The organism is Streptomyces avidinii (assembly GCF_014650695.1).
Lineage (GTDB): Bacteria > Actinomycetota > Actinomycetes > Streptomycetales > Streptomycetaceae > Streptomyces > Streptomyces avidinii.
Genome location: NZ_BMVL01000012.1, coordinates 168,807 through 190,465, shown reverse-complemented (window position 1 = coordinate 190,465; position 21,659 = coordinate 168,807). Strand labels below are relative to the sequence as shown.

19 protein-coding genes and 5 tRNA genes are annotated in these 21,659 nt (G+C 72.2%); 15 read left to right on the top strand and 9 right to left on the bottom strand.

From position 1 onward, the window contains the following. Nucleotides 1-32: 32 nt before the first annotated feature. Nucleotides 33-1,508 (top strand): membrane-associated oxidoreductase, encoded by a 1,476-nt coding sequence (locus tag IE257_RS28245; protein ID WP_189972697.1) that lies wholly within the window; start codon nt 33-35, stop codon nt 1,506-1,508. A 12-nt stretch (nt 1,509-1,520) separates the two neighbouring features. Here IE257_RS28245 and IE257_RS28240 read toward each other — a convergent pair whose 3' ends face one another. Beyond that, nucleotides 1,521-2,210: a lysophospholipid acyltransferase family protein gene (locus tag IE257_RS28240; RefSeq protein ID WP_189972696.1), complete on the bottom strand. Its 690-nt coding sequence runs from the start codon at nt 2,208-2,210 to the stop codon at nt 1,521-1,523. A 234-nt stretch (nt 2,211-2,444) separates the two neighbouring features. Here IE257_RS28240 and IE257_RS28235 point away from each other — a divergent pair, with 234 nt between their 5' ends. From IE257_RS28235 to IE257_RS28225, 3 genes are all read left to right on the top strand, one after another. Then, nucleotides 2,445-3,620: a glycerophosphodiester phosphodiesterase gene (locus tag IE257_RS28235; RefSeq protein ID WP_189972695.1), complete on the top strand. Its 1,176-nt coding sequence runs from the start codon at nt 2,445-2,447 to the stop codon at nt 3,618-3,620. 73 nt (nt 3,621-3,693) lie between these two features. Continuing rightward, a complete protein-coding gene (locus IE257_RS28230) occupies nt 3,694-4,278 on the top strand; it encodes an RNA polymerase sigma factor (protein ID WP_189972694.1) in 585 nt (194 codons plus the stop codon). A gap of 37 nt (nt 4,279-4,315) precedes the next feature. Continuing rightward, nucleotides 4,316-4,822: a GNAT family N-acetyltransferase gene (locus tag IE257_RS28225; RefSeq protein WP_189972693.1), complete on the top strand. Its 507-nt coding sequence runs from the start codon at nt 4,316-4,318 to the stop codon at nt 4,820-4,822. Between the two features lie 28 nt (nt 4,823-4,850). Here the strand turns inward: IE257_RS28225 and IE257_RS28220 are convergent, their stop codons facing one another. Both IE257_RS28220 and IE257_RS28215 read right to left on the bottom strand, forming a co-directional pair. Further along, nucleotides 4,851-5,297 carry a hypothetical protein gene (locus IE257_RS28220; protein WP_229920704.1) on the bottom strand — a complete coding sequence of 149 codons (447 nt, stop codon included), beginning with the start codon at nt 5,295-5,297 and terminating at the stop codon, nt 4,851-4,853. Continuing rightward, the gene (locus IE257_RS28215; RefSeq protein ID WP_189972692.1) at nt 5,290-5,658 is read right to left on the bottom strand and encodes a hypothetical protein; all 369 of its coding nucleotides are present in this window, start codon (nt 5,656-5,658) and stop codon (nt 5,290-5,292) included. Before IE257_RS28215 ends, IE257_RS28220 begins: the two co-directional genes overlap by 8 nt. A gap of 555 nt (nt 5,659-6,213) precedes the next feature. Between IE257_RS28215 and IE257_RS28210 the strand changes: the two genes are divergently transcribed. The 8 genes from IE257_RS28210 (at nt 6,214) to IE257_RS28175 (ending at nt 16,919) form a co-directional block, all read left to right on the top strand. Further along, nucleotides 6,214-7,269: a methionine ABC transporter ATP-binding protein gene (locus tag IE257_RS28210; RefSeq protein ID WP_189972691.1), complete on the top strand. Its 1,056-nt coding sequence runs from the start codon at nt 6,214-6,216 to the stop codon at nt 7,267-7,269. Then, complete coding sequence (locus tag IE257_RS28205; protein ID WP_189972690.1) at nt 7,266-7,934, top strand: methionine ABC transporter permease; 669 nt, start codon at nt 7,266-7,268, stop codon at nt 7,932-7,934. The genes IE257_RS28210 and IE257_RS28205 overlap by 4 nt, the downstream gene beginning before the upstream one ends. A 92-nt stretch (nt 7,935-8,026) precedes the next feature. Further along, nucleotides 8,027-8,890: a MetQ/NlpA family ABC transporter substrate-binding protein gene (locus IE257_RS28200; protein ID WP_189972689.1), complete on the top strand. Its 864-nt coding sequence runs from the start codon at nt 8,027-8,029 to the stop codon at nt 8,888-8,890. Nucleotides 8,891-9,126: 236 nt separating this feature from the next. After that, nucleotides 9,127-9,825 carry a GNAT family N-acetyltransferase gene (locus IE257_RS28195; protein ID WP_189972688.1) on the top strand — a complete coding sequence of 233 codons (699 nt, stop codon included), beginning with the start codon at nt 9,127-9,129 and terminating at the stop codon, nt 9,823-9,825. Nucleotides 9,826-9,916: 91 nt separating this feature from the next. Then, nucleotides 9,917-11,116 carry a precorrin-6y C5,15-methyltransferase (decarboxylating) subunit CbiE gene (gene cbiE / locus IE257_RS28190; RefSeq protein WP_189972687.1) on the top strand — a complete coding sequence of 400 codons (1,200 nt, stop codon included), beginning with the start codon at nt 9,917-9,919 and terminating at the stop codon, nt 11,114-11,116. 273 nt (nt 11,117-11,389) lie between these two features. Next, entirely contained in the window at nt 11,390-14,467 is a 3,078-nt protein-coding gene (gene cobT, locus IE257_RS28185; protein ID WP_189972686.1) for a nicotinate-nucleotide--dimethylbenzimidazole phosphoribosyltransferase, read from the top strand. A 355-nt stretch (nt 14,468-14,822) separates the two neighbouring features. After that, entirely contained in the window at nt 14,823-16,058 is a 1,236-nt protein-coding gene (gene cobA / locus IE257_RS28180) for a uroporphyrinogen-III C-methyltransferase (RefSeq protein WP_189972685.1), read from the top strand. Between the two features lie 42 nt (nt 16,059-16,100). Then, a complete protein-coding gene (locus IE257_RS28175) occupies nt 16,101-16,919 on the top strand; it encodes a TrmH family RNA methyltransferase (protein ID WP_189972684.1) in 819 nt (272 codons plus the stop codon). 4 nt (nt 16,920-16,923) lie between these two features. Here the strand turns inward: IE257_RS28175 and IE257_RS28170 are convergent, their stop codons facing one another. Further along, nucleotides 16,924-18,138 carry a serine/threonine-protein kinase gene (locus IE257_RS28170; RefSeq protein WP_189972683.1) on the bottom strand — a complete coding sequence of 405 codons (1,215 nt, stop codon included), beginning with the start codon at nt 18,136-18,138 and terminating at the stop codon, nt 16,924-16,926. A 527-nt stretch (nt 18,139-18,665) separates the two neighbouring features. Between IE257_RS28170 and IE257_RS28165 the strand changes: the two genes are divergently transcribed. Then, complete coding sequence (locus IE257_RS28165) at nt 18,666-18,875, top strand: hypothetical protein (RefSeq protein ID WP_372453106.1); 210 nt, start codon at nt 18,666-18,668, stop codon at nt 18,873-18,875. A gap of 220 nt (nt 18,876-19,095) precedes the next feature. On the opposite strand, the gene IE257_RS28160 is transcribed toward IE257_RS28165, so the two are convergent. The 5 genes from IE257_RS28160 to IE257_RS28140 all read right to left on the bottom strand — a co-directional run bounded on the left by IE257_RS28160 (nt 19,096) and on the right by IE257_RS28140 (nt 19,562). Further along, nucleotides 19,096-19,170, bottom strand: a tRNA-Val gene (locus tag IE257_RS28160). A gap of 42 nt (nt 19,171-19,212) precedes the next feature. After that, nucleotides 19,213-19,284: transfer RNA gene (locus tag IE257_RS28155), tRNA-Val, on the bottom strand. A 19-nt stretch (nt 19,285-19,303) separates the two neighbouring features. After that, nucleotides 19,304-19,375: transfer RNA gene (locus IE257_RS28150), tRNA-Val, on the bottom strand. Nucleotide 19,376: 1 nt separating this feature from the next. Then, nucleotides 19,377-19,450 (bottom strand) — tRNA-Cys (locus IE257_RS28145). Between the two features lie 39 nt (nt 19,451-19,489). Beyond that, a tRNA-Gly gene (locus IE257_RS28140) sits at nt 19,490-19,562 on the bottom strand. 180 nt (nt 19,563-19,742) lie between these two features. Between IE257_RS28140 and IE257_RS28135 the strand changes: the two genes are divergently transcribed. Beyond that, entirely contained in the window at nt 19,743-20,825 is a 1,083-nt protein-coding gene (locus IE257_RS28135; RefSeq protein ID WP_189972682.1) for a chorismate-binding protein, read from the top strand. Beyond that, nucleotides 20,822-21,643, top strand: a complete 822-nt coding sequence (locus IE257_RS28130) for an aminotransferase class IV (RefSeq protein ID WP_189972681.1) — start codon at nt 20,822-20,824, stop codon at nt 21,641-21,643. The genes IE257_RS28135 and IE257_RS28130 overlap by 4 nt, the downstream gene beginning before the upstream one ends. The last annotated feature ends 16 nt before the right edge of the window (nt 21,644-21,659 follow it).

Below are 21,659 nucleotides of genomic sequence, written 5' to 3'. Positions count from 1 at the left end.
AGTCCGTCCGGCCGCGGGACACCATCCCGGCGATGGAGATCAACGATCTGACCCCGGCCGAACGCCGCGTCTGGGAGGCCTTCCCGCGCGGCGACGGGGTCGACTTCCACGTCGCGCCCGAGGAGAGCTCCGTCGACGGCGCCGACTGGGGTGCCGAGCGCACCCTGCGCGCCGAGGTGCTGCGGGCCGTCCTGCTGGGAGCCTGTCCCGCCGTGGAGGGCCGGGTCCCCGGGCTCAAGGTCAAGGGCGCGAAGATCGTGGGCAAGCTCGACCTGCGCTACGCCGTCATCGACCACCCCATGCGACTGCGCGACTGCTGGTTCGAGCGCAAGCCCCTGATGTACGGGGCCCAGTTGCGCGCCCTGGTCCTCGCCGACTCCACGCTGCCCGGCCTGACCGCCTCCACACTGCGCGTCGACGTGGTCCTGCGGCTCTCCTGCTGCCGGATCGCCGGACCCGTACGCCTGCAGGGCTCCAAAATATCCGGGGGTATCTTCCTCCAGGGGGCCGTGATCGGCCCCACGAGCGGCGAGGAGGCGGACGAGCCGCCGCTCCAGCTCAACCACGTCGAGGTCGACACCGACATCATCGCGAACGACCTGACCGTGCACGGCCAGCTCCGCCTCAACGGCGCCACGGTCGGCGGCCAGATCCAGCTCGACCGCGCCCGGCTGCTCGCGCCGGGCGCCATCGCCCTGCACGCCGAGAACCTGACCGTCGGCACCGACCTGCGCGCGCACCGGCTCAAGGCCCGGGGCATGGTCAACCTCACCGGCTCCCGCATACCGGGCCAGGCCAACCTCAGCCGCGCCGACCTCGCCAACACCGGCGGGACCGCTCTGCGCGCCTCCAGCTGTGCGATCGGCGAGCTGTGGCTGCGCCGGTGCGATCGGATCCGGGGCGATGTGAACCTGCGCCGCTCCACCCTCGACCTGCTCCACATCGATCCGCAGGCGTGGCCCGCGCGGATCGCCATCGACGGCCTCACCTACCGCACCCTCGCCCCCCACCTGCCGGCCGAGCAGCGACTGCCCGCGCTGGAGCGGGAGGAATCCGGATACCTCACGTACGCCTACGAACAGCTCACGGCGGCGTACCGGACGGCGGGCGACGAGGCCGCGGCCCGGACCGTCCAGCTCGCGAAGCTGCGCCGGCACCGGCGCACACTGCCCCGGCCCGCCCGGGTGTGGGGGCTGCTCCAGGACGCCACCGTCGGCTACGGGTTCCGGCCGCTGCGCGCGGCGGGGTGGCTGCTGGCACTGTTGATGACCGGGACGCTCGCCTACGGGATCGACCCGCCGCGCGCCCTGAAGGCGGGGGAGGCGCCGGACTTCAACGCGCTGTTCTACACGATCGACCTGATGGTGCCGATCGTCAGTTTCGGCCAGGAGGCGGCCTTCGCACCGGGCGGCTGGCACCAGTGGCTGTCGTACCTGCTGATCGTGACCGGCTGGATCCTCGCCACCACCACGGCGGCGGGCGTCAGCCGGTCACTCCAGCGACAGTAGGAGCGGCCCGGCTCAGGCGGCCTTCGCCTTGGTCGCGTACATGTCGACGTACTCCTGGCCCGAGAGGCGCATGACCTCGGCCATCACCGAGTCGGTGACGGCGCGCAGCACGTAGCGGTCGCGGTCCATGCCCTCGTAGCGGGAGAACTCCATCGGCTCGCCGAAGCGGACGGTGACCCGGCCCGGGCGCGGCATGCCGGCGCCGCCGGGCTGGAGCTTGTCGGTGCCGATCATCGCGAACGGCACCACGGGGGCGCCGGTCATCAGGGTCAGGCGGGCGATACCGGTGCGGCCGCGGTAGAGCCGGCCGTCGGGGGAGCGGGTGCCCTCGGGGTAGATACCGAAGATCTTGCCCTCTTCGAGGATGCGGCGACCGGTCATCAGGGCCGCGACGCCGCCGTTCGCACCGTCACGGTCGACGGGGATCATGCCGGAGCCGGTGAAGAACCAGGCCATGGCGCGGCCCTTGATCCCCTTGCCGGTCACGTACTCGTCCTTGCCGATGAAGTGGACCGTGCGGTCGCACACCAGCGGCAGGATCATGGAGTCGATGAAGGTGAGGTGGTTGCCCGCCAGAATCACCGGTCCGGAGCCGGGGATGTTCTCGATGCCCTCCACGCGGGTGCGGAACATCATGCGCATGACCGGTCCGACAGTGGCTTTGATGAGCTTCGTACGGAACAACGTGGGGCCCTCCGGCATCGAAAAGCGGTTCGCGCACCCACCCAGCGGCGGTAGCGCAGGTGAGGACGATACTCGCGGGTCAGCTTCCGGCGCACATCGGGTTCACGTGTCGGATACGCATTGTTGACGCGTGTTTGCGCCAAGTTCCCCGGATGTGCCGTCGCCGCACCCCCGTCGGCCACTCCCCTTTGCCTACCATCGGCACGCCGATCGCGGGCCGCGACACGGCGATCACGACGAGGAGTGGCACTCATGACACAGGGTGGGGCAGCGCGGCGCACGGTCCTGGGGGCAGCCGTCCTGGCGGCGGGTACCGGCATCACCGGACTCGCGGCGGGATCCGCCTCCGCGGCGGGCGACGGGTACGGCGACGGGCACGGCGACGGAGGCTACCGGGACCTTCCGTACCCGACGGTCATCGGCCATCGCGGAGCCAGCGGGTACCGGCCGGAGCACACCCTCGGCTCCTATCAGCTCGCGCTCGACCTGGGCGCCGACGTCGTCGAGCAGGACCTGGTCCCGACCAGGGACGGCCAGCTGGTCTGCCGCCACGAGAACGAGATCGGCGGGACCACCGACGTCGCCGATCACCCCGAGTTCGCCTCCCGGCGCACCACCAAGTCCGTCGACGGGGTCTCCGTCACCGGCTGGTTCACCGAGGACTTCACCCTGGCCGAGCTGCGGACCCTGCGCGCGAAGGAACGGATTCCCGCCGTCCGCCAGCGCAACACGCTCTACGACGGTCAGTGGGCCGTGCCCACCTTCGAAGAGGTGCTCCGCTGGGCGGACCGCGAGGGACGGCGACGCGGCAGGCGGGTGTGGCTGCACGTCGAGACCAAGCACCCCAGCTACTTCCGGGGTCTGGGCCTCGGCCTGGAGGAGCCCCTGGCCGAGCTGCTGCGACGCTACGGACGCGACGGCCGGAACGCCGCCGTCTTCCTCCAGTCCTTCGAGCCCTCCAGCATCCAGCGGCTCTCCCGGCTGGTCTCCGCCCCGCGCGTGGTCCTGCTCTCCGCGGCGGGCACCCGCCCCTGGGACTTCGAGGTGGCCAAGGACCCGCGCACGGTCGCGGACCTGGTCAAGCCCGAGGGGCTGAAGTGGATCGCCGGCTTCGCCCAGGGCATCGGCCCGACCATGGACCTGATCCTCCCGCGCGACGCGGCCGGCGGACTCGGCGCCCCGACCACCCTGGTCAAGGACGCCCACGCGCGCGGGCTGCTGCTGCACCCCTACACCGCGCGCAACGAGAACAGCTTCCTGCCCGCCGAGTACCGCAAGGGGACCGACCCCACCGCGTACGGGGACGCCCTCGCCGCCTTCCGGACCTACTTCGAACAGGGCATCGACGGGATCTTCACCGACAACCCGGACACAGGACTGCTCGCGGCGGAGGCCTTCCGGCCGGGCCGACGCCCCGTCAACCGCTGAGCGCCGCTTCCCGTACGAGTGGGCCGGGCCCGGCGGGGAAACCGCCGGGCCCGGCCCACTCGTCCCGCCCGGCATGGACCTGCTGAAGGCTGAATTCCTCGACAAGCTCGGCCCGCTGCTCTCCGCCGAGGCGGCCGCGGAGGCCCCGGGCGCCGGAGTGGACGCCGCCGACCTGGAACAAGCCGTCTGGGTCAGGCTGCTGGAGAGCGGCCGCCGCGCCCCGGACCCGGCCGAGCCCGCGGAGCCGGCGCGCTGGCTGCGCAGGGCGGTCCGGGCGGAGGCGCGCCTCGCCCGGCGGCGGGCCCGCCGGGAGGTTCCGTACGACCACGGTCGTCACTCCGTGGACAGCCACCGCCGGCATTCCGCGGACGGCGGTCCACCGGCCGGGACGGCTGCCGGGGCCGAACCGGAGGACGCCCTCATGCACGGCGAGGAGAACCGGGCACTCCGATCGGCGGTCGCCCGGTTGCCCGGACGCTGTCCGGAGCTGATGAAGGCACTTCTTTCGCCCAGAGACCTCACTTACCGTGAAATCGCAGGAGAGTTGGGTATCTCACAAGGAAGTTTGGGGCCCGTCCGTTCCCGTTGCCTGGGATGTCTGCGCAGAATGCTGGCTGCAGAGGTTGCGGCTCCTGGCCTGCGGGGAAAGGAGCGGTAGACCAACGGGCTACCAGGTGAGCTGGAGGCATGCGCACATGGGCATGAGCGTGACCATTTCGGCGGCAGCCGCCGAGGACGCGGAGCAGATCTTCAAACTGCAGTACCTGGCCTTCCAGCGTGAGGCCGAGCTGTACGGCAACTACCTCATCCAGCCCCTCACCCAGTCCCTGGACTCCCTCAAGGGGGAACTGGCGACCGACACCGTCCTGGTGGCCCGGCTCGGCGACGAGATCGTCGGAACCGTGCGCGGCAACGTCGACGAGGACGGCATCGCCAAGATCGCCAAGCTCTGCGTGCATCCGCGGCTGCAGGGTCACGGTCTCGGAGCGCGTCTGCTGCGCGCGGTGGAAGAGGCCCTGGCGGGCCCCGGCACCACCAACCGCTTCCGCCTGCACACCGGGCACAAGAGCGAGTCCAACCTGCGCCTCTACCGCAAGGCCGGCTACGTCCAGGTCGGCGGCCGCACGGCCTCCGACGGCGTTCAGCTGGTGATCCTGGAGAAGGAAGCCAAGGACCCGACCGATTTCACGGTCAGCGCGTAGCGCGCACCGCCCGCACCGCCCCCTGCTTTCAGGCGTCCGGCGTCCGGCGCCTGCGCAGCCAGAGCATCCCGGTGATCGGCAGGATCACCGGGATGAACAGGTAGCCCATACCGAACTGGGACCACACGGTCGTGTCGGGGAAGGCCTCGGGCCGCAGCACCGTCCAGGTCCCCACGGCCAGCACACCGGCGAGCTCGGCGGCGCAGCAGACCAGCGCCGCCCTGCGGGCCGTCTCCCCGCCGCGGACCAGTGAGTACGTGATGAACGCGTAGGCCAGCGCGGCCACGGCGGACAGGGAGTACGCCAGCGGCGCCCGGTCGAACTCGGTGGAGATCTGGTAGGCGGACCGGGAGACCGCGCCCACCACCATCACCCCGTACAGCCACACCAGCAGCAGCCCGGGCCCGGAGACGAGTCGCTTGCGGCCGTCGGGCGCGGCACCCGTCACGTCGGTCGTCGTGTCAGCGTCAGGCACCGGTGGTTCCCCAGATGTCGTAGAGCCGTACTTCGAGGACGGCGAGCACGACGGCGCCGGCGGCCACCGTCACCGATCCCCATTTGGTCCGCTCGGTCAGCGAGAGCATGCCCGCGGCCGGTACCGCGGCGAACGCGCCCACCAGGTAGGCCACGAAGATCACCGTGCCCTCGTCGGGCTTCTCGCCCTGGGCCAGCTTCACCAGGCCGATCACCAGCTGTGCCAGGACCAGCACGGTCACGACGGCCATACCGATGAAGTGCCAGTCCTTGGTCGGCTGGTCCCGCCATGCGGCGTGGCCGCACCAGGCGGCGAGGGCGAGTGCGGCCACGCCGATGGCGACCGTCAGGGCGTCGAGCATGCAGCGAGGGTATTACGGGCCGAAAGACCCGAAGCGCGCACCCCTGTGTCCGGCCGTGGTCTTGACCACAGGGGACCCGGTGGCCGCGCCCCTGACGGCGGTGGCCGTGCGGGCGCGGGAGCGGACGTCGGTGCAGGTCAGCGACGGCGGAGCGGCTGTTCGCCGGAGGGTCGGCCGTGGTCGTGGAGTCCGGTATGCGGTCGAATTGCGTCCGCTATCCGGACAGCGTTGATCGGTCAGGGGATGCGTCTGGTTTACTGGGGCCCATGACCACGACGAGCAGCCGCACCCTTGCGACCGAGGCGACGATGACGCCCGGTGCTCGTTGTATGTGTCGAATGTGCGCCTTCTGAGGGCCCCTTCCTGAGCCTCGCGCCCCGAAGCGAGACCAGTCGCGCCAGTGCCTCGTCACCTGATGAACAGCACGGCTCGTTCCTGCCCCGCGCACGTGTCGATGCCATCGTTTTCTGACGGTTCGTCCCGTATCGCGTCCCAGATTGTTTGCCCCGTGCCGGCACCCCGCTGCGCCGCGCACTCGACAGCGACGGAAATCCTGTGATCACCACATCGGGCCTCACGAAGGTCTACCAGTCCCGTGGCCGTGAGGTCACCGCCCTGGACGGCGTCGATCTCCACGTCCGTGAGGGCGAGGTATACGGAGTCATCGGCCAGAGCGGCGCGGGCAAGTCCTCCCTGATCCGCTGCGTCAACCTGCTGGAGCGCCCCACCACCGGCACGGTGACCGTCGACGGCGTGGACCTCACCGCCCTCGCCGGCCGCGGCCGCCGTGCGGGCAAGGAACTGCGCGAGGCCCGCAGCCGCATCGGCATGGTCTTCCAGCACTTCAACCTGCTGTCCTCGCGGACCGTCCAGGCCAACGTCGAGCTGCCCCTGGAGATCCTCGGCGTCTCCGGCCGCGAGCGCTCCCGCAAGGCCCTCGAACTCCTCGACCTGGTCGGCCTCGCCGACAAGGCCAAGGCCTACCCGACCCAGCTCTCCGGCGGCCAGAAGCAGCGCGTCGGCATCGCCCGCGCCCTGGCCGGCGACCCCAAGGTGCTGCTCTCCGACGAGGCCACCAGCGCCCTGGACCCCGAGACCACCCGCTCCATCCTCCAGCTGCTGCGCGACCTCAACCAGCAGCTCGGCCTCACCGTGCTGCTCATCACGCACGAGATGGACGTGGTCAAGTCGGTCTGCGACTCGGCCGCCCTGATGAAGAACGGCCGGGTCATCGAGTCCGGCACCGTCGCCGAGCTGCTCGCCACCCCCGGCTCCGAGCTCGCCGGTGAACTCTTCCCGGTCACCGGTACCGCCACCGGCCCCGACCACACGGTCGTCGACGTCACCTTCCACGGCGAAGCGGCCGTCCGGCCGGTCATCTCGCAGCTCTCGCGCACGTACAACATCGACATCTCGATCCTCGGCGCCGCGATGGACACCGTCGCGGGCCGGCAGATCGGCCGCATGCGCATCGAACTGCCCGGTGGCTACGAGGACAACGTCGTGCCCGTCGGCTTCCTGCGCGAGCAGGGCCTCCAGGTCGACATCGTCGAGAGCGCCGCAGACGCCGACACCGAATTCGCCGCGCTGGTCAAGGATGGTGCCAAGTGACCTGGTCCGAAATGCAGCCCCTGCTCACCCAGGGCACCTACGACACCCTCTACATGGTGCTGTGGTCCACCCTGGTGACCGTGCTCGGCGGCCTGCCCATCGGCATCCTGCTGGTCCTCACCGACAAGGGCGGCCTGCTGCAGAACCAGCCGCTCAACAAGGTCCTCGGCGTGATCGTGAACATAGGCCGGTCGCTGCCGTTCATCATCCTGCTGATCTTCCTGATCCCGGTCACCACCGCGGTCGTCGGCACGTTCATCGGCCCCACCGCCATGATCGTCCCGCTGGCCATCGGCGCCCTCCCCTTCTTCGCGCGGCTCGTCGAGACGGCCGTCCGCGAGGTGGACCACGGCCTGATCGAGGCCGTCGAGTCCATGGGCGGCGGCATCCCGACCCTGGTCGGCAAGGTGCTCCTCCCGCAAGCCCTGCCCTCGCTGGTCGCCGGTGTCACCACCACCGTCATCACCCTCGTCGGCTACTCGGCCATGGCCGGCGCCGTCGGCGGCGAAGGACTCGGCTCCAAGGCCATCACCTACGGCTTCCAGCGCTTCGAGACCGGCTTCATGGTCGCCACCGTCGTGGTCCTGATCGTCCTCGTCACGGTGATCCAGCTGCTCGGCGACGGCGTGGTCCGACTCCTCGCCCGCCGCGGCCGGACCGCCTGAAAAGACTTCCCCCCCCAGAGAGCCCGCACTTGTCGTGCTTGGGCCACCACCAGCAAGTCATCAGTACTTGTTCAGCAAGAAAGGCACTCTTCGTGCGTAAGAACATCAAGCTCACCGCCCTCGCCGCCTCGGCCACCGCGCTCGCCCTCGGCCTCACCGCCTGCGGCAGCTCCTCGGACCCGTCCTCGGCCAAGACGGACGGCGGAAAGACCGACGAGAGCAAGCCCCTCGTCATAGCGGCCTCCCCGAGCCCGCACGCCGACATCCTGAACTTCGTCAAGGACAAGCTCGCGGCCAAGGAAGGCCTCGCGCTGGAGGTCAAGGAGTTCACGGACTACGTCCTGCCGAACACCGCCACCGAGCAGGGCCAGGTCGCCGGCAACTACTTCCAGCACAAGCCGTACCTCGACGACTTCAACAAGAAGAACAACACGCACGTCGTGCCCGTCGTGAACGTGCACCTGGAGCCCCTCGGCCTCTACTCCAAGAAGATCAAGGCCATCGGTGACATCAAGGCCGGCCAGACCATCGCCGTCCCCAACGACACCACCAACGAGGGCCGCGCGCTCCAGCTGCTCGCCGCCAACAACCTGATCACCCTCAAGGAGGGTGTCGGCACCAGCGCCAAGCTGTCCGACATCACCGACAAGAAGGGCCTGGAGTTCAAGGAGCTGGAGGCCGCCACGGTCCCGCGCGCCCTGAACGACGTGGACGCCGCGATCATCAACGGCAACTACGCACTGGAGGCCAAGCTGTCGCCCGCCAAGGACGCGCTGATCCTGGAGAAGGCCGAGGGCAACCCCTACGCCAACTTCCTCGCGGTCAAGGACGGAAGCCAGAACGACCCGCGGATCCAGAAGCTGGCCAAGCTCCTGAACTCCGACGAGGTCAAGAAGTTCATCGAGGAGAAGTACCAGGGCTCGGTCATCCCGGCCTTCGGCACCCCCGCCTCCTGAACCAGGCACTCCTGAGCCGGTTCCGGCTCGACCGGTCATGCATATCGGCCCCGCACACCCCTGACGGCGTGCGGGGCCGAGCTCTGCCCGCTTCCGGGCAACCCGGCCCTGCACATCACCGGGTCGATGCTGCATGCTGTGGCCTACGACCCGCATTCCCGGTCCCGCACGAACGGTCCCGCACCGCGGTCGCATCGCAACACGGTCGCACCACGGTCTCAGGCATGGAGCTGCGCATGACTACCACCTTCCCGGACGTCACCATCAGCACGGACCGGCTGGTGCTGCGCCCCTTCGAGGAAGAGGACGTCACCGCGCTCACCGAGATGATGAACGACGAGCACGTGATCGCCTGGACCGGCGCGCCCCACCCCTACACCTCCGCCGAAGCGCACGCCTGGGCCACCCGGCACTCCCACGCCGAACGCACCGAGGGCCGCGGCATCGTCTTCGCCGTCACCGAGTTCCTCACCCAGCGCCTCGTCGGCATCGTCCACCTCCAGAGCACCAACTGGCGCACCCGCGCCACCGAGGTCGGCTACGTCACCGCGCCATGGGCCCGCGGCGAGGGCTACGCCAGCGAATCCGTCCTCGCCGTCGCCCAATGGCTCTTCCGCGACCAGGGATTCGAGCGGCTCGAACTGCGTACCGCCGCCGACAACACCGCCTCGCAGCAGGTGGCGCAGAAGATCGGCTGCATCAGCGAGGGCGTCCTGCGCAACGCGTGGATAGTGCGTACGCAGACGGCCGACGGCGGCTGGACCGACACGCGTACCGACCTCATCGTCTGGAGCCTGGTCCCCGAGGACCTCGACGAGGGCGACGGCTACGACGGGTACGACAGCTTCGACAGCTACGACGGATACGCCCGCAGCTCCGCCTTCCCGCAGCGCGCCGACGCGAGCGGCTACCCCGTCGGCGCCGACTGGAAGTGAACCGATGACCGGGTAGTCTCACCGTGCCCGCGCCCTGCCCGTGCCCGCCGGACGAAGCTTCGCCCCACCCCAGACCAGGAGACTGACGACGATGGCCGACCGGGTCACGGTGATCGGCTGGGACGGTTCGCCCCTGACCGCGGGCGCCCGGTCCGCGCTCTCCGCCGCCACCCTCGTGGCCGGCGCCGCCCACCACCTCGCCCTCCCCGAAGTGCCGCCCACCGCCGAACGCATCCGCCTGGGCAGCCTCGGCCTCGCCGCGAGTCGCATCGCCGGCCACCGCGGCACGGCGGTGGTCCTCGCCGACGGCGACCCCGGCTTCTTCGGCGTCGTACGCACCCTGCGCGCCCCGGAGCACGGCCTGGAGGTCGAGGTCGTCCCGGCCGTCTCCTCCGTGGCCGCCGCCTTCGCCCGCGCCGGCATGCCCTGGGACGACGCCCAGGTCGTCGTGGCCCACCCCCGCACCCTGCGCCGCGCCGTCAACGTGTGCCGCGCCCACGCCAAGGTCGCCGTGCTCACCTCACCCGGCGCCGGCCCCGCGGAACTGGCGCTGCTGCTCGAAGGAGTTCACCGCACCTTCGTCGTCTGCGAGGAACTCGGCACCGACCGCGAACAGGTGAGCGTCCTCACCTCCGACAAGGCAGCCGACCACAGCTGGCGCGACCCGAACGTCGTCATCGTCATCGGCGGCGGGGGACCGGCACCCGCCGACGCCGGCTGGCTGTTCGGCCAGAGCGCCGCCCGGTCGACCGAGCGCGGCTGGGCGAGGCCCCGGCCGGACGCGGGCGAGGGCGAGTCCACGCAGCTGCGCGCCGCCCAACTGGCCCGCCTCGGCCCGCGCACCGGCGACCTCGTCTGGGACATCGGCGCCGGCGCCGGCGGCGTGGCCGTGGACGCGGCCGCCCTCGGCGCCGCCGTCATCGCGGTGGACACCGACCCGGCCGCATGCGACCGCGTAACTGCCGCCGCCCGCAAGCGAGGAGTACAGGTCCAGGTCGTCGCCGGGCGCGCACCGCACGTACTGGAGAACCTGCCCGAGCCCGACGTCGTCCGCGTCGGCGGTGGCGGCGCCCCCGTCGTCGCGGCCGTCGCCGAACGCCGCCCCGAACGGATCGTCAGCCACGCCTCCACCCGCGACGAGGCGGAGGCGATCGGCAGGGCACTCACCGAACACGGTTACGCCGTCGAGTGCGCGCTGCTCCAGTCCGTCGCCCTGGACCCCCGCACCTGGGCCGAACAGGACCGTTCCGTGGTGTTCCTCCTGGCAGCGGAACGCCCCGTCACGCGCTGAGACGAGGGCCGGGGTAGGCTGGCCGATCGTCGTACTGCCCCGGACGATTCGGGCATCGCGACACCGCCTGGACGCGCGACGTGGCGCAGTCCACAGAGGACCGTGACGGTTATGGCCGCCACGATCGCCGACGGGCGCGACAATGCTTACTGGTTGTCGTGCAGGCGTATGCGAGACGAGCTCGTCGCACCGCAACCCCGCAGGCAAACCGCACGGCGGCCCCGTGGGCGACCGGGCGATCGAAGAGGCAACACCGATGGGCGAGGGGTAAGCATGACTGACACCGGCCAGGTCCCGGGCGAGGGTCACCCGGACAACGCGGGCATGGTGGATCAGCAGGGCGTCCCCGCTCCGGTCCAGATCCCGGCACCGATCCCCGCTGGCTACGCCTTCCAGGACCTCATGGACAACCCGGCCGAGCCGGAGGACGAGGAACTGCTGCTGATGCCGAGCGGCCAGGGTGCGTGGAGCGACCCGCAGGTCGTCCCGCCGGCCCCCGCCTTCCCCGCCCCGTCCCCGCTCGACGGCCCGCCGATGTACACGGACCTGTCCTACGGAGCCGAGCCCTCCTACCCCGAGGCCCCGGCACCTGCCCCGTACACCGAATTCCCCCCGCCGGTGTTCCCCGACGGCGGCTACAGCGCGGGCGCGCACGAGACGGGCGGCCGTGACTCCGGCGCGCTCGACCTCGGCGGGCTCGTCGTCCCGCCGCCCGCGGCCCCCGTCGCCCCGGTGGCTCCCGCGGCCCCCGTCCGGCGCCCGCTGCACATGGGCCCGCCCATGCCCGAGGCCAACGGCGGAGTCGTACGGTCCCTCGCGGACCGCGGCCCGGCCGCGGCGCCCGCCCAGCCGGCCCCGATGGCCGCCGTGAGCACCCCGGTGGCGCCCGTCCCGCTGCGCCAGGCGGGGCCCCCGACCACCGGGCCCGAGTACCTGGACATCCCGCGCGCGGAGGCCGCGCCGGGCGAGATCCCGCCGCAGGCCGGGGCCCCGTGGACGCCGGAGCCGCTGGCAGAGCCCGTCCAGGACCCCGCCGTGGAGCCGGAGCCGGCGCCGGCCCCCGCGGAAGCGGTGGTCCAGCCCGAGCCGGTGGCGGCCGAGCCCGTCCAGCCGGAGCCCGTCCAGCCGGAGCCCGTCCAGCCGGAGCCCGTCCAGGCCGAGCCCGTCGCCGTCGAGCCGCAGCCGGAGCCCGAGCCGGAGCCGGTGGCCGCCGCGGAGCCGGTGGAGCCGACGGCGGCCGTGGCCGAGCCGGTCCAGCCCGAGCCGGTCGTGGTCGAGCCGGAGCCGCAGCCCGAGCCTGTCGTCCCCGCCGAGCCGGCGGCCGTGGAGTCCCGGCCCGAGCCGGTCGTTCCCGCAGAGCCGGTCGTGGCCGTGGTGGCCGAGCCCGTCCAGCCGGAGCCCGCACCGGAGCCGCAGCCGGAGCCGGTTACCGTCGTCGAGGCGCAGCCCGCGGCCGAGCCGGAGCCCGAGCCCGAGCCCGTCGTGGTCGAGTCGGTGGCCGCAGCCCCGCAGCCCGAGCCGTTGGCCCAGGCCGAGCCGGTGGCCGCAGAGCCCCGGCCCGAGGAGGCCGCCCCCGCGGAGCCCGTCCCGGCCGAGCCCGTCGCGCCGGAATCCGTGGGCGAGGCGGCCCCCGGTTACGCCGACGCCGAGCGCGAGGCCGTCCTGCGCGTCATGCGCGAGCGCCGTGACATCCGCAAGGGCTTCCGTACCGACCCGATCCCCCACGAGGTGCTGCTCCGCGTCCTGGAGGCGGCCCACACCGCGCCCAGCGTCGGCCACTCGCAGCCCTGGGACTTCGTCGTCATCCGCTCCGCAGAGACCCGCCGGACGATGCACGAGCTCGCCCAGCGCCAGCGCGAGGCCTACGCCAAGTCGCTGCCCAAGGGCCGGGCGAAGCAGTTCAAGGAACTCAAGATCGAGGCCATCCTCGACACCCCGGTGAACATCGTCGTCACCGCCGACCCCACCCGCGGCGGGCGCCACACCCTCGGCCGGCACACCCAGCCGCAGATGGCCCCGTACTCCTCCGCCCTCGCCGTGGAGAACCTCTGGCTCGCCGCGCGCGCCGAAGGCCTCGGCGTCGGCTGGGTCAGCTTCTTCGACGAGCGCGAAATGGTCCGCGAGCTCGGCCTTCCCGAGCACCTCGAAGTCGTCGCCTACCTCTGCGTGGGCTACGTCGACGAGTTCCCCGAGGAGCCCGAGCTGGCGCAGGCCGGCTGGTCGCAGCGCCGCCCGCTCTCCTGGGTGGTCCACGAGGAGACCTACGGCCGCCGCGCGCTGCCCGGCGAGGAGCCGCACGACCTGCTCTCGGAGACCGTCGCCAGCATCCGCCCCCTCGACGCGAAGGCGCTCGGCGAGGCCTGGGAGCGGCAGAAGCGCATGACCAAGCCCGCCGGCGCCCTGGGCATGCTGGAGATCATCTCCGCCCAGCTGTCCGGGCTCTCCCGGGTCTGCCCGCCGCCGATCCCGGAGCCCGCCGCGGTCGCGATCTTCGCCGGTGACCACGGCGTGCACGCCCAGGGCGTCACCCCGTGGCCGCAGGAGGTCACGACGCAGATGGTCGCCAACTTCCTGGGCGGCGGGGCCGTGTGCAACGCCTTCGCCAACCAGGTGGGCGCCGAGGTCTGCGTGATCGACGTCGGCGTCGCCGGGGACCTCCCCGCCACCCCCGGCCTCCTGCCCCGCAAGGTCCGCCCCGGCACGGCCGACCTCTCCACCGGCCCGGCGATGACCCGCGAGGAAGCCGTCGCGGCCATCGAGGTCGGCATCGAGACGGCCCGCGACCTCGTCGCCGCCGGCAACAAGGCCCTCCTCACCGGCGAGATGGGCATCGCCAACACCACCGTCTCCGCGGCCCTGATCTCGGTCTTCACCGGCGTGGACCCGGCGGAGGTCACCGGCCGCGGCACGGGCATCAACGACGAGACGCACGCCCGCAAGGTCGAGGTCGTCCGCCGCGCCCTGGAGCTCCACCAGCCCGACCCGGCCGACCCGATCGGCGTCCTGGCGGCCATCGGCGGCCTGGAGCACGCCGCCATCGTCGGCCTGCTCCTCGGCGGAGCCTCGCTGCGCACCCCCGTGATCCTGGACGGCGTCAGCGCCGGAGCTGCCGCCCTGGTGGCCCGCGCCATCGCCCCCGAGTCCCTCTCGGCATGCATCGCGGGCCACCGCAGTGCGGAGCCGGGGCACGTGGCGGCCCTGAACAAGCTGGGCCTGCGCCCGCTGGTCGACCTGGACCTCCGCCTCGGCGAGGGCACGGGCGCCCTCCTGGCCCTCCCCCTGGTCCAGAGCGCGGCCCGCGCCATGCACGAGGTCGCCACCTTCGACTCGGCGGGCGTGACGGAGAAGTAGCCTCCGGCGCTGCCGTGGGGCGGGGACACTCCGGGATGTCCCCGCAGGTCGAGCGAACCCACCGCCGGTCGGCAGGCCGCTCCGGCGCGGGGTTCGCGAGCCGAGGAGACGTCCCGGAGGGGCACCGCCCCACATCGAAGCCACCCCCAGCCCCGCCGGCGTTTGAGGCGCAGGGTTCGGGGCGGAGCCCCGAGCCCTGACCCGCACCCGCCCAGGACGCCGCAGCCCCCGTCCGCGCCTCGGGACGGCTCGCGCCGTATGGTGGACCCGCACTACATAACCGCACGTCAGTACACCGCCGCTCCAGCGTCGCAGCGGCACGCAAGACACCGCCGCCCTCAGGAGCCGCACCGCCATGGCCGACACCCCCGCCTACCCCGTAGGCCTCCGCCTCGCCGGCCGCCGCGTCGTCGTCATCGGCGGTGGCCAGGTCGCCCAGCGCCGCCTCCCCGCGCTCGTCGCGGCCGGCGCCGACGTCCTGCTCGTCTCGCCCTCCGCCACCCCCTCCGTGGACGCCATGGCCGCGACCGGCGAGATCCGCTGGGAGCGCCGCCGCTACCAGGACGGCGACCTCGCCGACGCCTGGTACGCCCTGATCGCCACGCAGCACCGCGACGTCAACGAGCAGGCCTCCGCCGAGGCCGAGCGCGAGCGCGTCTGGTGCGTCCGCGCCGACGACGCCTCCGCCGCCACCGCGTGGACCCCGGCGACCGGCCGCATCGAGGGCGTCACCGTGGCCGTGCTGACCGGCAACGACCCGCGCCGCTCCGCCGCCGTCCGCGACGCCGTGATCGAGGGCCTGCGCGACGGCACCCTCACCGCTCCCGCGCACCGGCACAAGGCCACCCCCGGCGTCGCCCTCGTCGGCGGCGGCCCGGGCGACCCGGACCTGATCACCGTGCGCGGCCGCCGGCTCCTCGCCGAGGCCGACGTGGTCATCGCCGACCGGCTCGGCCCCCGGGACCTGCTCGACGAGCTCCCCCCGCACGTCGAGGTCATCGACGCCGCGAAGATCCCGTACGGCCGGTTCATGGCCCAGGAGGCCATCAACAACGCCCTGATCGAGCACGCCAGGGCCGGCAAGGCCGTGGTCCGGCTCAAGGGCGGGGACCCGTACGTCTTCGGCCGCGGCATGGAGGAGCTCCAGGCCCTCGCCGAGGCCGGCATCGCCTGCACCGTCGTCCCCGGCATCTCCAGCTCCATCTCGGTGCCCGGCGCCGCCGGCATCCCGGTCACTCACCGCGGTGTGGCGCACGAGTTCACCGTGGTCAGCGGGCACGTCGGCCCCGACGACCCGCGCTCGCTCGTGGACTGGGCCTCCCTCGCCAAGCTCACCGGCACCCTGGTGATCCTCATGGGCGTCGACAAGATCGGCCTCATCGCCGAGGCGCTGGTGCGCCACGGCCGACCCGCGCAGACCCCCGTCGCGGTGATCCAGGAGGGCACCACCGCCACCCAGCGCCGGGTGGACGCCACCCTGGCCACGGTCGGGGAGACCGTGCGCGCCGAGGAGATCCGCCCGCCCGCCGTCATCGTCATCGGTGAGGTCGTCCGCGTCGGAACCCCCGACGTTCCCACCACCAGCGCCTGACAGGCCGTTGGCACCGTACCCAGGACAAGGCAGTATCACCCTGTGGCTGATCTCATCACCATCAACGACCCCGACGACCCGCGCCTGCGTGACTACACGGGCCTGACCGACGTCGAACTCCGGCGCAGGCGCGAGCCCGCGGAAGGCCTCTTCATCGCCGAGGGCGAGAAGGTCATCAGACGCGCCAAGGACGCCGGGTACGAGATGCGCTCGATGCTGCTCTCCGCCAAGTGGGTCGACGTCATGCGCGACGTCATCGACGAACTCCCGGCACCGGTCTACGCGGTGAGCCCCGAGCTCGCCGAGCGCGTCACCGGTTACCACGTGCACCGCGGCGCCCTGGCCTCCATGCAGCGCAAGCCGCTGCCCACGGCCGAGGAACTGCTCGCCACGACCCGCCGGGTGGTCGTCATGGAAGCGGTCAACGACCACACCAACATCGGGGCGATCTTCCGCAGCGCGGCCGCGCTCGGCATGGACGCGGTACTGCTGTCGCCGGACTGCGCGGACCCGCTCTACCGCCGCTCGGTGAAGGTCTCCATGGGCGCGGTGTTCTCCGTCCCCTACGCCCGGCTGGAGGCCTGGCCCAAGAGCCTGGACTCGGTGCGCGAGGCGGGCTTCAAGCTGCTCGCCCTCACCCCGCACGAGAAGGCCACGCCGATCGACGTGGCGGCGCCGCAGTCCCTGGAACGGGTCGCGCTGATGCTCGGAGCCGAGGGCGACGGCCTGTCCACGCAGGCGCTCGTCGCCGCCGACGAGTGGGTGCGGATCCCGATGGCGCACGGAGTGGACTCGCTGAACGTGGGTGCCGCGGCCGCGGTCGCCTTCTACGCGGTGGCCCAGGGCCGCACCGCGCAGTAGGGCGCTACAGCTTCTGGGCCGCCGCGATGCCCAGCGCGACGATCAGCGTCACCACGACGAACACGATCAGCCGCTGCCGCATCAGCCTCGGGTCCGGCCGTGAGGGCCGCCGGCCCGTCCCCGTCGTCCTCGGGGCCGGACGGCCGCCCGTACGGCCCGAGGTCGGCCGCGAGGTCGGGCCGCCGGGGTGCTGCGGGTTGCGGGAGGACGAGGGCCGCGAGTGCGGACCGCTCGGGGACCCGCCCTGGGCCCGGGGCGTGGTGGAGCCGCCCGTACGACGCTCCGTACGCCGCCCGGGGTACTCCTCTGCGCTGCCGATCCGCTCGGCCTCGGGGAGCCGTCCCGTCGGCCGCTCGACCCGGGCCCGCTGGGCCGGCGGGCGCCCGTCGGAGAGCCCCTGCGCCTCGCGGGCCGCGATCTCCTTGAGCCGCATCGACAGCTGGAGCGTGCTGGGCCGCTCCTCGGGGTCCTTGGCGAGGCAGGCCCGCACCAGGGGAGCCAGCGCGTCCGGGACGCCCTGCAGATGCGGCTCCTCGTGGACCACGCGGTACAGCATGACCTCGGAACTGCCGTGCCCGAAGGGCGAGTCGGCGGTGGCCGCGTAGGCCAGGGTCGCGCCGAGCGCGAAGACGTCGGTGGCGGGGGTCACGGCGGCACCGCGTACCTGCTCCGGCGCGAGGAAGCCGGGGGAGCCGACGGCCGTACCCACATGGGTGAGGGTGCTCGCCCCGGTGGCCCAGGCGATGCCGAAGTCGATGATCCGGGGGCCCTTGGGCGACAGGAGGATGTTCGAGGGCTTGAGGTCCCGGTGGACGACCCCGGCCTCGTGCACGGCGACCAGGCCCTCCGAGAGCGCGGCGCCCACGGCGGCGATCTGTGCGGCCGTCAGGGGGCCTTCCTCGGCCACCTTGTCGTGCAGCGAGGGACCGGGTACGTACTGGGTGGCGAACCAGGGCCGCTCGGCCTCCAGGTCCGCGGCCACCAGGCGGGCGGTGCAGCCGCCCCGGATCCGTCGGGCGGCGGACACCTCGCGGGCGAACCGCGAGCGGAACTCCTGGTCCTCGGCCAGATCCGGCCGGATGACCTTGAGGGCGACGCGCTGTCCGCGCCGGTCCGATCCGAGGTAGACCACGCCCATGCCGCCGGCTCCGAGCCGCCGGTGCAGTCTGAACGAGCCGACGACACGCGGGTCCTCGCGCCGGAGCCGCATCATCGCCATGTCCACCCCGCTGACCGGTCGTCCTGTTGACGTGGCACAGCTTACGGACCATCCGGCATGCGTGCTCAGAGGCCGCGCCCTCGCCGGGGGATTCGATTGTCAGTGCGGCACAGCACACTTGAGGGAGCGTCGGCGCCGCCGCCCGGGGGTATGCCCGGGGTGCTCCATAGCCCCAAGCGGCCTTTGCACCAAGGGGATTGGCGTCCCAGGGGCGGTCCGGACGCATGGTGACGTGCCCGTACGGGGCCCACAGCCGAGTGGATCTTGTCGGCGGCCGGTGGTCGGACACGCGGCAACAGGGAGTGACGGAAGTGAGCGAAGTCACTACCCTCCGGTCATCCCCTCCGGGAAGACCCTCACACCGGGGGAGCGGTCTCCACCCAGGGGAGTACACGGGGGAGGCCCCGTCATCCTCCTGTAGGCCCGGCAATGGGTACGAGGGCATGAGGCCAGGGGCCGCCCGCCCGCCTAGTGTTGAAGACAAGCGGCGGGTGGCGCACTCGTCCCCCGAGGTCACAAGCCCGCCGCTGCCAGACGACAGGGAGAGGACCATGGCGGACATCGCTCGGCAGGGACGCAAGGCATTCGCGTTCAACGGCCACGAGTCCGGCACCCGCCACCCACTGGTGGCCGCGGCCATGGTGCTCCCCCTGGCCGCCCTGCTGCTCTTCCTCTTCGGAGGCTTCGATCAGCTGGCGGCACAGGCGTCGTCCGTAGGTCTGATGCTGGGGCGCTGAGCGGCGCCCCAGGTCCGGGAGAGCGGCCCGGACCGGGACATCGGCCTGTCGAACCCCGTGGGGACGGGGGAAAGACGGACGGACGGCAGGTGAAGGGTGCTGCCCGTACGACTGGGGAGTCGGACGGGCAGCACCCTTTTTCATGCCCTCTTTCGTGCCCCGCCCACCCGTGCGGGGTAACGCGAAAGCCCCGGCCGTGAGAACGGCCGGGGCTTTCGGGTGGTGCGCGATACTGGGATTGAACCAGTGACCTCTTCCGTGTCAGGGAAGCGCTCTCCCGCTGAGCTAATCGCGCGGGCTCCGCGGCTCGAAAGCCGCAGGTCGTACAGGTACTGCGTGCGCGATACTGGGATTGAACCAGTGACCTCTTCCGTGTCAGGGAAGCGCTCTCCCGCTGAGCTAATCGCGCGGGGATCCTTGCGGATCAGTGGACGATACTGGGATTGAACCAGTGACCTCTTCCGTGTCAGGGAAGCGCTCTCCCGCTGAGCTAATCGTCCTTGGAGGTGGAGACGGGATTTGAACCCGTGTAGACGGCTTTGCAGGCCGTTGCCTCGCCTCTCGGCCACTCCACCATGGAGCTGCAGGGGTTCTCGGGAAGATCCCCCACTTCGAGCGGACGACGAGACTCGAACTCGCGACATCCACCTTGGCAAGGTGGTGCTCTACCAACTGAGCTACGTCCGCAGGTCGCCGTGCTCGCTCCGGGGTTTTGCCCCTTCGCTCCCTGGCGACGTGTTGAACTCTAGCGGATTCCCGGGCCAGCTCAAAAACGCGTTTCCGCAGCGTGCTGCCGCTCGATCACCACAGGTCACCCGCCCGTCACCGCACCGGCGCCGCGTCGTCACCGGTCATAGACTCGCAGCCGTGCACGACCTGCCCCCCATGGCCCGCTTCGGCGGCCTCCTCGCGACCGATCTCCGCGACGTCACCAGCGATCCCGCCGCTCTCGACTCCACCGGCTTCTGGGCGGTGTCCGCCGACTTCGAAGGGCGGCTCGTCTGCGCGCGCTTCGGCGACGTGCGTCGCGAGCCGGTGCCCGCGCCCGTCCCCGGGGCCTGGCGCGGACCCGACCCCGACCGGTGGACCTCCTCGCTGGACCGTGCCGCCTACGTGGCCGGCGTACGGCGGGTCCGCGAGCACATCGCCGCCGGCGAGGTCTACCAGGCCAACCTCTGTCGGGTGATGTCGGCGCCGCTGCCCCACCCGGACCGCGCCGACGTCGACGCGCTCACCGCGCTGCTCGCGCGCGGCAACCCGGCACCCTTTGCAGGAACGATTCGCCTGGCCGCGTACGGGGTCGAGATCGCGACTGCCTCCCCCGAGCTGTACCTGCGCCGGTCCGGTCGTCACATCGAGTCCGGGCCCATCAAGGGCACCGGCCGCACCGTCGACGACCTGCTCCCCAAGGACCACGCCGAGAACGTGATGATCGTGGACCTCGTGCGCAACGACCTCGGACGGGTCTGCGCGACGGGCTCCGTCGCCGTCCCCGAGCTGTGCGCCGTCGAGGAGCACCCGGGGCTGGTCCACCTGGTCTCCGTCGTCAGCGGCGAGCTCGCCGACGGCGCCGGCTGGCCCGAACTGCTCGCCGCCACCTTCCCGCCCGGATCCGTCACCGGCGCGCCCAAGTCCTCCGCCCTGCGGATCATCGAGGCGCTGGAGACCGCGCCGCGCGGCCCCTACTGCGGAGGCATCGGCTGGGTCGACGCCGACCGGGGCACCGCCGAGCTCGCCGTCGGCATCCGCACCTTCTGGATCGACCGCGGGACCCCCGGCGGCCCCCGCCTGCTCTTCGGCACCGGCGCCGGCATCACCTGGGGCTCCGATCCCGACCGCGAGTGGGCGGAGACCGAGCTCAAGGCGGCCCGCCTGCTGCGGGTGGCCACGGGCCACGAGGTCAGCGGTACCCAGGGGGCGAACGGCACGATCGGAAGGACCGCACCATGAGAATCTGGCTCGACGGAGAGCTGACCGAGGTGGACCGCGCGAAGGTATCCGTCCTCGACCACGGCCTGACCGTGGGCGACGGCGTCTTCGAGACGCTGAAGGCGGAGCGCGGTCGCGCCTTCGCGCTCACCCGCCACCTGGAGCGGCTCACCCGCTCGGCCCGGGGCCTGGGCCTGCCGGACCCCGACCTCGACGAGGTCCGCCGCGCCTGCGCCGCCGTACTGGAGGCCAACCCGCTGGAGCACGGGCGGCTGCGCCTCACCTACACCGGTGGTGTCTCCCCGCTCGGCTCCGACCGCGGGGACGCCGGGACCACCCTGATCGCCGCCGTCGCCGACTCCCCCCGCCGGCCGGACACCACCGCCGTCGTCACCGTGCCCTGGGTCCGCAACGAGCGCTCGGCCGTGGCCGGACTCAAGACCACCTCGTACGCCGAGAACGTGGTCGCCCTCGCCGCCGCCCACCGGGCCGGGGCCTCCGAGGCGCTCCTCGCCAACACCCTCGGCCGGCTCTGCGAGGGCACCGGCTCCAACGTCTTCGTCGTCCTCGACGGCGAACTGCACACCCCGCCGCTGGTCTCCGGCTGCCTCGCCGGCATCACCCGGGCCCTGATCATCGAGTGGGCCGGTGCCAAGGAGACCGACCTGCCCTTCGAGGCGCTGGAGCAGGCCGAGGAGGTCTTCGTGACCTCCTCGCTGCGCGACGCCCAGGCGGTGCTGCGGATCGACGACCGCGACCTGGGGCGCGCCCCCGGACCGGTGACCGCCGAGGTGATGCGGATCTTCGAGGTGAAGGCCGCCGCGGACATCGACCCGTAGCGGGTGTCCGGCCGGG